Origin of the sequence: Aquabacterium sp. (assembly GCF_021768455.1) — a bacterium.
GTDB lineage: Bacteria > Pseudomonadota > Gammaproteobacteria > Burkholderiales > Burkholderiaceae_C > Aquabacterium.
Window position 1 is genome coordinate 1 of the sequence record NZ_JAIZVX010000019.1, and the last position, 15,014, is coordinate 15,014.

Consider the following 15,014-nt stretch of genomic DNA (forward strand, 5'->3'; position numbering starts at 1 on the left):
TTCGCCAAGGAAACCCTGCCCATCAGCCTCGAAGAGGAGATGCGGCGTTCGTACCTCGATTACGCGATGAGCGTGATCGTCGGCCGTGCCCTGCCCGATGCCCGCGATGGCCTCAAGCCCGTGCACCGTCGCGCGCTCTACGCGATGCACGAGCAGAACAACGACTGGAACCGCCCCTTCAAGAAGAGCGCGCGCATCGTCGGTGACGTGATGGGTAAATATCACCCGCACGGCGACTCGGCCATCTACGACACCATCGTGCGCATGGCCCAGCCTTTCTCGCTGCGCCACATGCTGGTCGATGGCCAGGGCAACTTCGGCTCGGTCGACGGCGACAACGCCGCGGCCATGCGTTACACCGAAATCCGCCTGACGAAGATCGCCCACGAGATGCTGGCCGACATCGACAAGGAAACGGTCAACTTCGGCCCCAACTACGACGGCTCGCTGCAAGAGCCGCTGGTGTTGCCGGCGCGCGTGCCCAACCTGCTGGTGAACGGCTCGGCCGGCATCGCGGTGGGCATGGCCACCAACATCCCGCCGCACAACCTCAATGAGGTCATCGACGCCTGCCTGCACTCGCTGAAGAACCCGGACTGCTCGATCGACGAGCTGATGGAGATCATCCCGGCGCCGGACTTCCCCACCGCCGGCATCATCTATGGCCTCAGCGGCGTGCGCGAGGGCTACCGCACTGGCCGTGGCCGCGTGGTCATGCGCTCGCGTGTGCACTTCGAAGACATCGGCAAGGGCGACCGCCAGGCGATCATCGTCGACGAGATCCCCTACCAGGTGAACAAGAAGAACCTGCTCGAGCGCATCGCCGAGCTGGTCAACGAAAAGAAGATCGAGGGCATCAGCCACATTCAGGACGAGTCCGACAAGTCGGGCATGCGGGTGGTGATCGAGCTCAAGCGCGGTGAAGTGCCTGAGGTGGTGCTGAACAACCTGTACAAGCAGACGCAGCTGCAGGACACCTTCGGCATCAACATGGTGGCCCTGATCGACGGCCAGCCCAAGCTGTGCAACCTGAAGGACCTGATCACGGTCTTCCTGGAGCACCGCCGCGAAGTGGTCACCCGCCGCACGGTGTTCGAGCTGCGCAAGGCCCGCGAACGTGGCCACGTGCTGGAAGGCCTGGCCGTGGCCCTGGCCAACATCGACGAGTTCATCGAGACCATCAAGACCAGCCCGACGCCCCCCGTGGCCAAGGCCGCCCTGATGGGCAAGGGCTGGGATTCGTCCATGGTGCGCGAGATGCTCGCCCGCGTGGACGGCGAGGCCAGGCAGTACCGCCCCGAGGGCCTGCCGATGAACTACGGTCTGCAGCCCGACGGCCTCTACCGCCTGTCGGACACGCAAGCCAGCGAAATCCTGCAGATGCGCCTGCAGCGCCTGACCGGCCTGGAGCAGGACAAGATCATCGGCGAGTACCGCGAGGTCATGGCCGAGATCGCCGACCTGCTGGACATCCTGTCCAAGCCCGAGCGCGTCTCGGTGATCATTGGTGACGAGCTGGCCGCCATCCGCCTGGAATTCGGGCAGACCAAGCTGGGCGCACGCCGCTCGACCATCGAGCACAACGCGCAGGAACTGGGCACCGAAGACCTGATCACCCCCACCGACATGGTGGTGACGCTCTCGCACACGGGCTACATCAAGAGCCAGCCACTGAGCGAATACCGCGCCCAGAAGCGCGGCGGCCGCGGCAAGCAGGCCACCGCGACGAAGGACGACGACTGGATCGACCAGCTCTTCATCGCCAACACCCACGACTACATCCTGTGCTTCAGCAACCGCGGCCGCGTCTATTGGCTCAAGGTCTGGGAAGTGCCACAGGGCTCGCGCAACTCGCGCGGCCGCCCCATCGTGAACATGTTCCCGCTGGAGAAGGAAGAGAAGATCAACGTGGTGCTGCCGCTGACAGGCGAGTTCCGCAGCTTCCCTGAAGACCACTACGTGTTCATGTCGACCCGACTGGGCACGGTCAAGAAGACGCCTCTCACCGACTTCAGCAACCCGCGCAAGGCCGGCATCATCGCCGTGGGCCTGGACGAGGGTGACGTGCTGGTGGGCGCCGCGCTGACCGACGGCAAGCACGACGTCATGCTGTTCAGCGATGGCGGCAAGGCCGTGCGCTTCGACGAAGACGATGTGCGCCCCATGGGCCGCAGCGCCCGCGGCGTGCGCGGCATGATGCTGGAAGAAGGCCAATCGGTCATCGCCATGCTGGTGGCCGAAGACGAAACGCAAAGCGTGCTGACCGCCACTGAGAACGGCTACGGCAAGCGCACCAGCATCGTCGAGTACACCCGCCACGGCCGCGGCACCAAGGGCATGATCGCCATCCAGCAATCCGAGCGCAACGGCAAGGTGGTCGCGGCCACCCTGGTGCGCCCGGAAGACGAGATCATGCTGATCACCGACAAGGGCGTGCTGGTGCGCACCCGCGTGGGCGAGATCCGCGAACTGGGTCGCGCCACGCAAGGCGTCACCCTGATCGCGCTCGATGAAGGCGCCAAGCTGATCGGCCTGCAGCGCATCGTCGAAAACGACGCGAACGCCACCGCCGAAGGCGACGACGCCGGAGAAGACCAGGGCGCAGACAATGGTGAAGCAGGCAGCGATGCCGGCGGAACCGAAGCCTGATCCCCGACACCAACCCGCTCCCTGCCCGTCACCGACGGGCCTTTCTTTCCCAGGTTTGCAAGGACAAGACATGAAGCTGACGAAAACGGTGTGTGCTGCGGCCCTGGCCTCGACCCTGATGGCCACCAGCCTGAGCGCCCACGCCGAGAGCAAGAAAGAGCTCGTGCAGAAGCTGCTGACGATCCAGCAAGCCGCCCTGGAAGGCACGGCCCGCGGCCTGGCCGAGAACCCCGCCCGCCAACTGGCCGGCGCCGCCCAACCCGTGCTGGCCCAGGCCGTGCCGGAAGACAAACGCGAAGCCACGGCCAAGGCCATCGACGTCGAGATCCGCAAGTACCTCGACGCCGCCACCCCCATCCTGCGCGCCAGCACCCTGAAGCTGAGCCAGAGCGTGATCGCCCCGCTGTTTGAAGAGAAGTTCAGCGAAGACGAACTGCGTCAGCTGGTCGGCATGCTGGATTCGCCGGTGCTGAAGAAGTACCAGGGCCTGCTGCCCGAGATGAGCAACACCCTGCTGGAAAAGGTCGTGCAGGACGCCCGCCCGCAGGTGGACCCCAAGCTGCAGGCCGCCCAGCAGGCCATCCGCCAGATCCTGGACAAGGCCACGGGCGGCAAGCTCAGTGGTGGCGCACCGGCCTCCTCGGCTGCACCCGCCCCGGCTGCCAAGCCCGCTGCCAAGAAGTGATGACCCCGGACAGGGCCGCGTCGCCGCCCTGCCCTTTTGAACAGAGCTCCGCCCATGACGCGCCCCTTCAATTTTTCAGCCGGCCCCGCCGCCCTGCCTGAAGAAGTCCTGCAGCAAGCCGCCAGCGAGATGCTGGACTGGCACGGATCGGGCATGAGCGTCATGGAAATGAGCCACCGCGGCAAGGAGTTCATCTCCATTGCCCAACAGGCCGAAACCGACCTGCGCGACATCCTCGGCATCCCCGCGAACTACAAGGTGCTGTTCATGCAGGGCGGCGCCATCGCCGAGAACGCCATCCTGCCGATGAACCTGGCCCGAGGCGGCCAGACCGATTACGTGATCACGGGCTCGTGGTCGCAAAAGTCGGCCAAGGAGGCCCGGAAATACTGCGGCGTGAACATCGCGGCCAGCAACGAGGCCGACCAGCACACCCGCCTGCCCGCCTACGGCACCTGGCAGCTGAGCGACGACGCCGCCTATGTGCACGTCTGCAGCAACGAAACCATCCACGGCGTGGAAATGCACGAGCTGCCCGATCTGGCCGCGCTGGGCAGCAAGGCCCCGCTGGTGATCGATTGCTCATCGCACATCGCCTCGCGCCCCATTGACTGGTCGCGCGTGGGCGTGGCCTACGGTGGCGCACAGAAGAACATCGGCCCCTCGGGCCTCACCCTGGTCATCGTGCGCGAAGACCTGCTGGGCCATGCCCTGCCGATCACCCCCTCGGGCTTCGACTACCAGATCGTGTCGAACAACGACTCGATGTACAACACGCCGCCCACCTACGCCTGGTACATCGCAGGCCTGGTCTTCCAATGGATCCAGCGTCAGCAAGAGGGCGAGCTGCGCGGTCTGGCCGCCATCGAGGCGCGCGCCAAGACCAAGGCAGCCCTGCTCTACGACTACATCGACGCTTCGGGCTTCTACGTGAACAAGGTCGCCGCAGACTGCCGCTCGCGGATGAACATCCCCTTCTTCCTGCACAACGAGGCCCTGAACGACGCCTTCCTGACGGGCGCCAAGGAGGCTTGCCTGCTGCAACTCAAGGGCCACAAGAGCGTGGGCGGCATGCGCGCCTCCATCTACAACGCCATGCCCCTGGCCGGCGTGCAGGCCCTGGTCGATTACATGAAGCACTTTGCCGCCCGCCATGGTTGATCCCGTCACGCCCCCCGCAGCAGGCGCCGAAGGCCACTTCCAGCCCGATGGTCGCCCCGTCGACGAACAGCTCGCCGACCTGCGCGTTCGCATCGACGTGGTCGACCAGCAGCTGCTGACCCTGCTCAACACCCGTGCCAAGCTGGCCCAGGCCGTGGGCGAGGTGAAGAAGATCGACGGCTCGCCCGTTTTCCGCCCGGACCGAGAACTTCAGGTGATCGAGCGCGTGAAGCAGCGCAACCCGGGCCCCGTGCTGAACGACAGCATCGCGCCCATCTGGCGCGAGATCATGTCGGCCTGCCGTTCGCTCGAAGGCCGCCAGCGCGTGGCCTTCCTCGGTCCCATCGGCACCTTCAGCGAACAAGCGGCCCTGAACTATTTCGGCTCCAGCATCGAGCCCATCATCTGCCCCTCGATCGACGAGGTGTTCCGCGCCACCGCCGCGGGCTCGGCCGATTTCGGCGTGGTGCCGGTCGAGAACTCGACAGAAGGCGTCGTGGCCCGCTCGCTCGACCTGCTGCTGCAGTTGCCGCTCACCATCATCGGCGAAACCAGCCTGCTGGTGCAGCACAACCTGCTGCGCAGCCAGCCCAGCCGCGAGGGCATCACCACGGTGGTCGCCCATCCGCAGGCCCTGGCCCAGTGCCAGGGCTGGTTGAGCCAGCACCTGCCGCACGCCGAACGCCGCGCCGTGGCCAGCAACGCCGAAGGCGCACGCCTGGCGGCGGCCGACCCCAGCCTGGCGGCCCTGGCCAGCGAGCGCGCTGCCAGCCAGTTCGGGCTCCACGTGGTCCAGGCCGCCGTGCAGGACGAAGCCCACAACCGCACGCGTTTCGTGGTGGTGGTCCCCACAGGTCGCGAGCCGGTGGCCGCCCCCACGGGCCAGGACTGCACCAGCCTCATCGTCTCGGTGCACAACCGCCCGGGCGCCGTGCACGACATGCTGGTGCCGCTCAAGCGCCATGGCGTCTCCATGACCCGCTTTGAATCGCGCCCGGCGCGCTCGGGTCAGTGGGAATACGTCTTCTACATCGACCTGGCCGGCCACCCTGCCCAGGCCCACGTGGCCGCCGCGCTCGACGAACTGCGCGGCCAGTGCTCGTTCTTCAAGGTGCTCGGCAGCTACCCGCTGGACGTGCACTGACTCACCCGGAATCGCCAAGATGTTCAACCAACTCGGTCTGATCGGCTGCGGCCTGATGGGCGGCTCTTTTGCCCTCGCGCTCAAGAAGGCGGGGCTGGTCAAGCGGGTCATCGGCTACAGCAAGTCGCCCTCGACCGTGGAAAAGGCCCGCCGCCTCGGCGTGATCGATGTGGCCGCTGAAAGCGCCCTGCTGGCCGTCTCCGGCTCCGACATCGTGCTGATCGCCGTGCCTGTGGCCGCCACCGAGTCCACCTTCAAGGCCATTCGCCACCTGGTCGACCCCGGCGTGCTGGTCATGGACGTGGGTTCCACCAAGCGCGACGTGGTTGACGCGGCGCGTCGTGTGCTCAAGGAACGCCTGCCCTCCTTCGTGCCGGCCCACCCCATCGCGGGCCGCGAGGTGGCCGGCATCGAACACGCCGACGCCGCCCTCTACCAGGGCCGCAAGACCATCCTGACCCCGCTGGAGCAGACCAACCCTGTGCTGGTGCAAAAGGCCACCGACGCCTGGGCCGCTGTGGGCTGCCAGGTGCTGCGCATGACGCCCGAGCACCACGATGCGGCCTTTGCCGCCGTCAGCCACCTGCCCCACCTGCTGGCCTTTGCCTACATGAACGCAATGGGCGATCAGCCTCGGGGCCAGGAGTACCTCTCGCTCGCCGGACCCGGTTTCCGTGATTTCAGCCGGATCGCCGCCAGCGACCCCACCGTCTGGCGGGACATCCTCCTGTCCAACCGCGAAGAAATCCTGAAACAATCCGAGGGTGTGCGCCAGGCACTGGAGTTGATGGAACGCCAGATGCGGGACTGGAATGGCCCGGAACTGGAACGCCTGATCCAGAGCGCCTCCGACGCCCGCAGCCAATGGACCCTGGGCGGCAAGCCGCCGGCGCGCTGAGTCCACCGCCCGCTCGCCTTCCGACCTTCTGAAATTGGGCCCTGAGCGCCCTGCCCTGTTTGCCCCGCGTCGCCCACAAGGTGGCAGCGGGGCCCTCTCGCCAGCCGACCGCCCCATGTACACCACCGCCTTCCTCGATCTGCCTCCCCTGCTGTCTGCCGGCGGCACCATCCGTCTGCCGGGCTCCAAGAGCATCTCCAACCGCGTGCTGCTGCTGGCCGGCCTGAGCGAAGGCACGACCACCGTGCACGACCTGCTGGCGTCCGACGACACCCGTGTGATGCTCGAGTCCCTGCGCACACTGGGCTGCGGCATCGAGCAGGCCGGTGACACCGTGCGCATCACCGGCCTGGGCGGCAAGCTCTCCGTGCTGAACGCCGACCTCTTCCTGGGCAATGCCGGCACCGCCATGCGTCCGCTCACGGCGGCCCTGGCCCTGCTCTCGGCCACACAAGGTGGCATCTTCACGCTCAGCGGTGTGCCGCGCATGCACGAGCGTCCGATCGGCGACCTGGTCAACGCCCTGCGCCCGCTGGGCTGCACCATCGAATGCACCGGCAACGAAGGCTACCCGCCCCTGCGCCTGGCCGGCGGCCAGCTCAAGCTGAACGAGCCCATCAAGGTGCGAGGCGACGTCTCCAGCCAGTTCCTCACCGCGCTGCTGCTGGCCCTCCCCCTGGTGTCGCAAGACCAGGCCCTGACCATCGAGGTGGTGGGCGAACTCATCTCCAAGCCCTACATCGAGATCACCCTCAACCTGCTGGCCCGGTTCGGCATCCAGGTCGAACGCCAAGGCTGGGAACGCTTCGTCATCCCCCAGGGCAGCCACTACCAGTCGCCCGGCGAGATCCACGTCGAAGCCGATGCCTCGTCGGCCTCCTACTTCATCGCCCTGGGCGCGCTGGCCGGCATCGACCAGACCGTGCGCATCGAAGGCGTGGGCGCGGCCTCCATCCAGGGTGACATCCGATTCGTGGAAGCCGCCCAAGCCATGGGTGCCCAGGTCACCAGCGGCCCCAACTGGCTGGAAATCAGGCGTGGGCAATGGCCACTGAAGTCCATCGAGATGGACTGCAACCACATCCCCGATGCCGCCATGACGCTGGCCGTGATGGCGCTCTACGCCGAGGGCACGACGCGGCTCACCAACATCGCCAGCTGGCGCGTTAAGGAAACCGACCGGATCGCGGCCATGGCCAAGGAACTGGGCAAGCTGGGCGCCATCGTGGTCGAAGGCCCCGACTTCATCGAGGTCACGCCCCCCCCGGCCGCCCAGTGGCAACACGCCAGCATCCACACCTACGACGACCACCGCATGGCCATGTGCTTCTCGCTGGCCGCCTTCAATCCCCTGGCGCCAACGGCCGCCCCGGGCAAGCCGGTGTCGGTGCGCATCGAAGACCCGCGCTGCGTGGGCAAGACCTTCCCCGATTACTTCGAATCCCTGTTCCAGGTCGCCCAGACCGATCCTGACCTGATCCCCGTGATCACCATCGACGGCCCCACCGCCTCGGGCAAAGGCACCCTGGCCTCGGCACTGGCCACCCGCCTGGGCTACCAGTTCCTGGACTCAGGCTCCCTCTACCGCCTCACCGGCCTGCTGGCCACCGAACGCGGACTCGACCTCGACGACGCCAGCGCCATCGAACCGCTGGCCCGCCAGATCGGCAGCGCCATCAGCCTGCGCTTCGAACATGAACACATCTGGGTCGACGGCCGCGATGTGAGCACCGACCTGCGCCGCGAAGACATGGGCCAGGCGGCCTCGCGCATCTCCGTGCACCCCGGTGTGCGCGCCGCCCTGCTCGACGTGCAGAAGGCCTTTCGCGGTCTGCCCGGCCTCGTTGCCGACGGCCGCGACATGGGCACGGTGGTCTTCCCGGATGCCGCTTTGAAGGTCTTTTTGACCGCAACGGTCGCAGAGCGCGCAGAACGCCGGCATAAGCAATTGATTTCAAAAGGCTTTTCTGCTAACCTCGACGAGATATGCGCAGATCTGGAAGCGCGCGACCTGCGGGACCGTTCCCGCGCCGTCTCGCCTCTGGTCCCTGCGCACGACGCCCGAAAGCTCGACAACTCGGCCCTGTCCATCGACGAATCGGTGGACACGGTGCTCGGGATGTGGGTCGAGGGCTGGCCTCATGTGATCGCCAGATCCTGAGGTGATTCAAGGCTGTGACACCCGACACCTGCCGCCCGGCCGGTGTTCGCACGTCGTGGGGTGGGCGCTTTGCCCGCCTGGGTGTCATGTTCTTCAACCCAACCCGCTCTGGTCGTTCCTGTCGAACTGAGCGTTAACGCTGGTCCAAAGCCAGCACAGGAAATTCCATGTCTGAATCTTTTGCCGCCCTTTTTGAAGAGTCGTTGCAACGTGCCAACATGCGCACGGGCGAAGTCATCACCGCCGAAGTCGTCGCCGTCGAGCACAGCTTCGTGGTGGTCAACGCCGGCCTGAAGTCGGAAGCCTATGTGCCCATCGACGAGTTCCGCAACGACCAGGGCGAGATCGAAGTCCAAGTGGGTGACTTCGTGTCCGTGGCGGTCGACGCCATCGAAAACGGCTACGGCGACACCATCCTGTCGCGCGACAAGGCCAAGCGTCTGGCCTCGTGGCTGTCGCTGGAAACCGCTCTGGAGTCTGGCGACTTCGTGACCGGTACCGTCAACGGCAAGGTCAAGGGCGGTCTGACCGTTCTGGTCAACGGCATCCGTGCCTTCCTGCCCGGTTCGCTGCTCGACACGCGCCCTGTCAAGGACATGTCGCCGTTCGAAGGCAAGACCATGGAATTCAAGGTCATCAAGCTCGATCGCAAGCGCAACAACGTTGTGCTGTCGCGTCGTGCCGTGGTGGAAGCCTCCATGGGTGAAGAGCGCGCCAAGCTGATGGAAACGCTGCGCGAAGGCGCCATCGTCAACGGCGTGGTCAAGAACATCACCGAATACGGTGCGTTCGTGGACCTCGGCGGCATCGACGGCCTGCTGCACATCACCGACATGGCATGGCGCCGTGTCCGTCACCCGTCCGAAGTGGTGACCGTTGGCCAGGAACTGACCGCCAAGGTCCTGAAGTTCGACGCCGAGAAGAACCGCGTCTCGCTGGGCCTGAAGCAGATGGGCGACGATCCGTGGGTTGGCGTGTCGCGCCGTTACCCCGCTTCGACCCGCCTGTTCGGCAAGGTCACCAACATCGCTGACTACGGCGCATTCGTCGAGATCGAACCCGGCATCGAAGGCCTGGTGCACGTCTCCGAAATGGACTGGACCAACAAGAACATCGCTCCCAACAAGATCGTCAACCTGGGCGACGAAGTGGAAGTCATGGTCCTGGAAATCGACGAAGACAAGCGTCGCATCTCCCTGGGCATGAAGCAGTGCAAGCCGAACCCCTGGGACGACTTCTCGCAGAACTTCAACCGCGGTGACCGCGTCAAGGGCCCCGTCAAGTCGATCACCGACTTCGGCGTGTTCGTTGGCCTGGCCGCTGGCATCGACGGCCTGGTTCACCTGTCCGACCTCTCGTGGAACGAACCTGGCGAAGCCGCCGTTCGCAACTACAAGAAGGGCCAGGAAGTGGAAGCCATCGTGCTGGCCATCGACGTCGAGCGCGAGCGCATCTCGCTGGGCATCAAGCAGCTGGACTCTGACCCCTTCACCAACTTCACGACCCTGAACGACCGTGGCGCCACCGTCACCGGTACCGTGAAGACCGTGGACGCCAAGGGCGCCGAGATCAACCTGGGTGACGACATCGTCGGTTACCTGCGTGCCTCGGAAATCAGCCGCGACCGCGTGGAAGATGCCCGCAACGTGCTGAAGGAAGGCGACGAAGTCACCTCCATCATCATCAACATCGACCGCAAGACCCGCAACATCCAGCTGTCGGTCAAGGCCAAGGACAACGTCGAGCAGCAAGAAGCTCTGCAGCGTCTGAGCAGCGAAACCACCAAGGAAGGCTCCGGCACCACCAGCCTGGGCGCCCTCCTGAAGGCCAAGCTCGACCAGAACAACGGCTGATTTCCGGATCACCCGCGTTCCACCTCCCCTGTGGAGCAGGCCCCTCAGGGCCTCGCCCCGCGGGGGTTGTGATGAGCGTGGCCTCGCCCTGGCAACAGGGCGAGCCTGACGCTCATCACAGCCTCCGGTTTCCCGCCGTCACAACATGACCCGTTCCGATCTCGTGGCCCGTCTGGCCGAGCGTTTTGGCCAGCTCACCCAGCGCGACGCAGAATTTGCCGTCAAGACCATCCTCGACGCCATGTCCGAGGCGCTTGCCAAGGGGCACCGCATCGAGATCCGTGGCTTCGGCAGCTTCTCGATCAACCGCCGCCCACCCCGCATGGGCCGCAACCCTCGCTCCGGCGAACAGGTCCTGATCCCCGAAAAACTGGTGCCGCACTTCAAACCAGGCAAGGCACTGCGCGAAGGCGTGGATACTAAGGGCCCCGTCGAAAGCTGATTGATTTCACCCATGCGTACACTGAACTGGTTGCTCAGAGGCCTGCTGTTCTTCGTCCTGTTCGCCTTCGCGCTGAACAACCAGCAGCTGGTCGACCTGCACTGGTTCATGGGTTACAAGTGGCAGGCCCCCATGGTCTTCATCGTGCTGGCCGTGTTCGCCCTGGGTTGCGTGTTTGGCGCCCTGGCCATGGTCCCAAGCTGGTGGCGCCACCGCCGCGACGCCCGAAACCGCGCCCGGCTCATGCCTGGCCCAGTCAAGGCCAGCCCCGTGCCCGCCAAGGGCAAGCCCCAGCCCGAGGCCGACACCGCCATCCCCTCGCACCTGCCCTTCCCGCCGGACATGCCCGCCCCGCGCAAACCGGGCAAATAAGGCGTCTTTGCCCCCATGGAATTTGACCTGTACTGGCTGCTCCTCGGCCTGCCTTTTGCCTTCCTGCTCGGCTGGATGGCCTCGCGCGTCGACCTGCGCCAGCTCAAACGCGAAGACCGCGCCTCGCCACAGGCCTACTTCAAAGGCCTGAACCTGCTGCTCAACGAGCAACAGGACAAGGCGATTGACGCCTTCATCGAGGCCGTTCAGCACGACCCAGGTGCCTCCGACCTGCACTTTGCCCTGGGCAACCTGTTCCGCCGCCGAGGCGAGTACGAGCGCGCCATCCGCGTGCACCAGCACTTGCTGGCCCGCGCCGACATCGAACGCGATGCCCGCGAGCGGGCCCAGCACGCCCTGGCCCAGGACTTCATGAAAGCCGGCCTGTTTGACCGCGCCGAAGAAGCCTTCAAGGCGCTGGAAGGCACCGCCTTCACCACCGACGCCCGCCTGGCGCTGCTGTCCCTGCACGAGCGCTCTCGCAACTGGCACCCCGCCATCGAGGTGGCGCGCCAGCTGGAGTCGGCCGGCACAGGCTCCTTTGCGCAACGCATGGCCCACCACTGGTGCGAGATAGCCCAGGAAGCCGATGCCCGTGGTCGCGGCGAAGAAGCCGAACAGGCGCTCAAACGTGCCCGCGAAGCCGCACCACAGGCGGCACGCCCGCTGGTGATCCAGGGACAGCGCCAGCTCAGGCTGGGTCAGCCTGCTGCCGCCCTGGCCGCCTGGGACGAGCTCATGGCCCTGCAGCCCCTGGCCTTTGCCCTGGTGGCCCAGGACTATGCCAAAGCGGCCCTGGCCTGTGGCGCGACGGAAACCGCCCTCACCAAACTCGAGGGGCTCTACACCCAGGCCCCCAATGTCGAGGTGCTCAACGCCGTGAACCTGCTGCAACCAGACGCAGGCGTGCGGCGCCAGGGCCTGATCAGCCACCTGATGAGCCAACCCTCGCTGTCGGCCGCACAGGGTCTGATCCGTGAGCGCCTCTCAAGCCATGTGCCGCTGGGCGAGACCGAGATCGAGGGCCTGCAGAAAGCCCTGACCACGGCGGCCAAGCCCCTGCAGCGCTACCGCTGCGCTGCCTGCGGCTTCGAGAGCCAGCACTACTTCTGGCAGTGCCCCGGCTGCCAGGGCTGGGACACCTACCCGCCGCGCAAACTCGAAGAGCAGTGAAGCTGAGCGCCGTCAAGGCGCTCCGTCTCTGTTGTTCAGAAAGACTGCGATTTCATCATGGCGCCTTCGTGAGACATGCCGTCGTGATGCGGGTGCATGCCCGCAGCGGCCGGCATGGCGCCAGAAGGCGCGGTCAGCCTCACCGGCACCACGACCTCCTGCCGGATCACGCGGCCGTCTTCGGCCTTGAGCAGGAGGGTGAGGTTCACGGCATCGCCCTCTTTCAAGGCCTGCTTCAGGCCCATCAGCATCAGGTGATGCCCCCCCGGGCGCAGGGTGACCTGCTGCTTTGGCGGCAGAGGCAGGGCCTCGATGGCGCGCATGCGCATCGTGTCACCGTCCATCCGCATCTCGTGCAGTTCGGACGATGCGGCCACCGTGCTGGCAAAGCCGGTCAGCGTGAGGGCCTGTGAACTGGTGAGCTGCATGAAACCACCCGTGCCGCTCTGACCCTTGACGGTGGCGCGGATCCAGGCGCCAGACACCTGGACGGGGCCCTGCACGGCCACCTTGCCAGCACCGCCCGGCACGACCTTGGGGGGCTCGACCGCCTGGGCACCCAGCCCCAGGCTGAACGCCGCCACGCCCAGACAGATGGCGCGCACAAAAGGTGGGGACACAACAGGCATGACGGACTCCTCGCGAATGGGATGTCGCGAAGTCTAGACCGCCTCCACGCCCTGCTGCAGCGCACGTCGGTATTGAATCGCCTCGGCCACATGCGCTGGCTCAATGCCAGGCGAATCACCCAGGTCGGCCAGCGTGCGGGCCAGCCTCAGTACCCGGTGGAAAGCGCGACCAGACCACCCCAGTCGGACGCTGGCCTTTTGCAGGAAGGCCAATGCCGCCGCATTGGGCTGGGCATGGGCGTCAAGCCCGGCGCCGTCCAACTCGCTGTTCAGGCATCCTTGCCGCGCCATCTGACGCGCCCTGGCACGGCGCACCCGTTCGGCGACGACCTCGCTGCGCTCGCCATCCGGGGCACGGGCCAACACCTCGGGCCCCACAGCGGGCACCTCGACCTGCAGGTCGATCCGGTCCAGCAACGGGCCGCTCAGCTTGGCCTGGTAGCGGCTGACCTGATCAGGTGTGCAACGACAGGCCTTGACGGGGTTGCCCAGGTGTCCGCAGGGGCAGGGGTTCATGGCTGCCACAAGCTGAAACCGTGCAGGGAAGTCATGACGCCGCGCGGCCCGCGAAATGGTGATGTGCCCTGTTTCCAGGGGTTCGCGCAGGGCCTCCAGGGCCGCGCGGGGGAATTCAGGCAACTCGTCCAGGAAAAGCAGGCCTCGGTGCGACAGCGAGATCTCGCCGGGACGAGGCGGCGAACCACCGCCGACCAAGGCCACGCTCGACGCCGTGTGGTGCGGAGCCCTGAACACGCGCTGGCGCCAACGGGCCGGCTCGAAGTGCCCGGCCAGGCTCAACACCGCGGCCGACTCCAGGGCCTCGTCGGTGGACAAGGGCGGCAGGATGGAGGCCAGGCGGCGTGCCAGCATGGACTTGCCCGTGCCCGGCGGCCCGACCATCAGCAAGGAGTGGCCGGCGGCGGCGGCCACCTCCAGTGCGCGCTTGGCCACACCCTGCCCCTTGACGTCGATCAGGTCACCATGGCCAGAGAGGTCAGCGCACACCGCGTGCGAAACCTGCGCCCGGGCCAGGGTCACGGTGGACTCGGGCAGGAGCGCCGCCACGACCTCGCTCAGGTGGCCCGCACCACACACCCCGACCCCCTCGACCAAGGCGGCCTCGCTGGCACTGGCAGCGGGCAGCACCAGGGTGCGCACCGGTGAAGCGGCGTGCTGCCGCATCGCCAGGGCCATGGCCAGAGCGCCCCGGACGGCGCGCAATTCACCCCCAAGTGACAGCTCCCCAGCGAACTCGAAAGCGTCCAGGCGCGCGGGATCGATGTGCCCCATGGCGGCCAGGATGCCCAGCGCGATCGGCAGGTCAAAACGGCCCGACTCCTTGGGCAGGTCGGCCGGCGCCAAATTCACGGTGATGCGCTTGTTGAAAGGGAACTCCAGCCCACTGTTGCTCAAGGCGGCGCGCACCCGCTCGCGCGCCTCCTTCACCTCGGTGTCGGCCAGGCCCACCAGTGTGAAGGACGGCAAACCATTGGCGAGGTGAACCTCTACCGTGACCTCCGGGGCACGGAGGCCATCCAGGGCGCGGCTCTTGACCAGGGCGAGGGACATGCAGGGCACCGAAAGCGATCGACGTCGGGATTGTGCCGACAAGCCCCTGCGCCGCCTGCCCCCCACAGGAGCGAGAAGCGCGCCCGAGACAGCACCAAAGCAGTGCGAGCACCCCAAACCCCTTGTACGCCAGGTGAAAAATGCCCGTTCGCAGTGCAAACAGGGCAGGATCCATCCAAAGCGGTGCAGCCCCGCGGAAGCACCGGCGCCCATTCACCGTTTTGGCGCGCTGGCACAGATCATGCAGACATGGGTTCGTCCACATTTTTGCCAACCTC

General features: G+C 66.3%; 12 protein-coding genes. 10 read left to right on the forward strand and 2 right to left on the reverse strand.

Features of this window, described 5'->3' with window-relative positions:
• The 10 genes from gyrA to lapB all read left to right on the forward strand — a co-directional run.
• The coding region (gene gyrA, locus QZ994_RS04405; protein WP_290868786.1) for a DNA gyrase subunit A at positions 1-2,649 on the forward strand (2,649 nt) is incomplete at its 5' end.
• Positions 2,650-2,719: 70 nt separating this feature from the next.
• Positions 2,720-3,334 carry a hypothetical protein gene (locus tag QZ994_RS04410; protein WP_290868789.1) on the forward strand — a complete coding sequence of 205 codons (615 nt, stop codon included), beginning with the start codon at positions 2,720-2,722 and terminating at the stop codon, positions 3,332-3,334.
• Between the two features lie 54 nt (positions 3,335-3,388).
• A complete protein-coding gene (serC, locus tag QZ994_RS04415; protein ID WP_290868791.1) occupies positions 3,389-4,495 on the forward strand; it encodes a 3-phosphoserine/phosphohydroxythreonine transaminase in 1,107 nt (368 codons plus the stop codon).
• Positions 4,488-5,639, forward strand: a complete 1,152-nt coding sequence (gene pheA, locus QZ994_RS04420; protein WP_290868794.1) for a prephenate dehydratase — start codon at positions 4,488-4,490, stop codon at positions 5,637-5,639. Before serC ends, pheA begins: the two co-directional genes overlap by 8 nt.
• Positions 5,640-5,658: 19 nt before the next feature.
• A complete protein-coding gene (locus QZ994_RS04425; protein ID WP_290868797.1) occupies positions 5,659-6,537 on the forward strand; it encodes a prephenate dehydrogenase/arogenate dehydrogenase family protein in 879 nt (292 codons plus the stop codon).
• A 115-nt stretch (positions 6,538-6,652) separates the two neighbouring features.
• Complete coding sequence (locus QZ994_RS04430) at positions 6,653-8,698, forward strand: bifunctional 3-phosphoshikimate 1-carboxyvinyltransferase/cytidylate kinase (RefSeq protein ID WP_290868800.1); 2,046 nt, start codon at positions 6,653-6,655, stop codon at positions 8,696-8,698.
• A 167-nt stretch (positions 8,699-8,865) separates the two neighbouring features.
• On the forward strand, positions 8,866-10,551 hold the full coding sequence (gene rpsA / locus QZ994_RS04435; protein ID WP_290868803.1) for a 30S ribosomal protein S1: 1,686 nt from the start codon (positions 8,866-8,868) through the stop codon (positions 10,549-10,551).
• A 145-nt stretch (positions 10,552-10,696) separates the two neighbouring features.
• Positions 10,697-10,993 (forward strand): integration host factor subunit beta, encoded by a 297-nt coding sequence (locus QZ994_RS04440; protein ID WP_290868806.1) that lies wholly within the window; start codon positions 10,697-10,699, stop codon positions 10,991-10,993.
• 12 nt (positions 10,994-11,005) lie between these two features.
• Positions 11,006-11,365, forward strand: coding sequence for a lipopolysaccharide assembly LapA domain-containing protein (locus QZ994_RS04445; protein ID WP_290868809.1), 360 nt, complete (start codon positions 11,006-11,008; stop codon positions 11,363-11,365).
• A 15-nt stretch (positions 11,366-11,380) separates the two neighbouring features.
• Positions 11,381-12,538, forward strand: coding sequence for a lipopolysaccharide assembly protein LapB (gene lapB / locus QZ994_RS04450; protein ID WP_290868812.1), 1,158 nt, complete (start codon positions 11,381-11,383; stop codon positions 12,536-12,538).
• A gap of 35 nt (positions 12,539-12,573) precedes the next feature.
• Here the strand turns inward: lapB and QZ994_RS04455 are convergent, their stop codons facing one another.
• Complete coding sequence (locus QZ994_RS04455) at positions 12,574-13,167, reverse strand: copper chaperone PCu(A)C (RefSeq protein WP_290868815.1); 594 nt, start codon at positions 13,165-13,167, stop codon at positions 12,574-12,576.
• Positions 13,168-13,200: 33 nt separating this feature from the next.
• Positions 13,201-14,736, reverse strand: a complete 1,536-nt coding sequence (locus QZ994_RS04460) for a YifB family Mg chelatase-like AAA ATPase (RefSeq protein WP_290868818.1) — start codon at positions 14,734-14,736, stop codon at positions 13,201-13,203.
• Positions 14,737-15,014 lie beyond the last annotated feature (278 nt).

Coding starts and splice junctions, on each gene's coding strand:
- QZ994_RS04410 (WP_290868789.1), top strand. CDS start 2,720: ATGAAGCTGACGAAAACGGTGTGTGCTGCGGCCCTGGCCTCGACCCTG.
- serC (WP_290868791.1), top strand. CDS start 3,389: ATGACGCGCCCCTTCAATTTTTCAGCCGGCCCCGCCGCCCTGCCTGAA.
- pheA (WP_290868794.1), top strand. CDS start 4,488: ATGGTTGATCCCGTCACGCCCCCCGCAGCAGGCGCCGAAGGCCACTTC.
- QZ994_RS04425 (WP_290868797.1), top strand. CDS start 5,659: ATGTTCAACCAACTCGGTCTGATCGGCTGCGGCCTGATGGGCGGCTCT.
- QZ994_RS04430 (WP_290868800.1), top strand. CDS start 6,653: ATGTACACCACCGCCTTCCTCGATCTGCCTCCCCTGCTGTCTGCCGGC.
- rpsA (WP_290868803.1), top strand. CDS start 8,866: ATGTCTGAATCTTTTGCCGCCCTTTTTGAAGAGTCGTTGCAACGTGCC.
- QZ994_RS04440 (WP_290868806.1), top strand. CDS start 10,697: ATGACCCGTTCCGATCTCGTGGCCCGTCTGGCCGAGCGTTTTGGCCAG.
- QZ994_RS04445 (WP_290868809.1), top strand. CDS start 11,006: ATGCGTACACTGAACTGGTTGCTCAGAGGCCTGCTGTTCTTCGTCCTG.
- lapB (WP_290868812.1), top strand. CDS start 11,381: ATGGAATTTGACCTGTACTGGCTGCTCCTCGGCCTGCCTTTTGCCTTC.
- QZ994_RS04455 (WP_290868815.1), bottom strand. CDS start 13,167: ATGCCTGTTGTGTCCCCACCTTTTGTGCGCGCCATCTGTCTGGGCGTG.
- QZ994_RS04460 (WP_290868818.1), bottom strand. CDS start 14,736: ATGTCCCTCGCCCTGGTCAAGAGCCGCGCCCTGGATGGCCTCCGTGCC.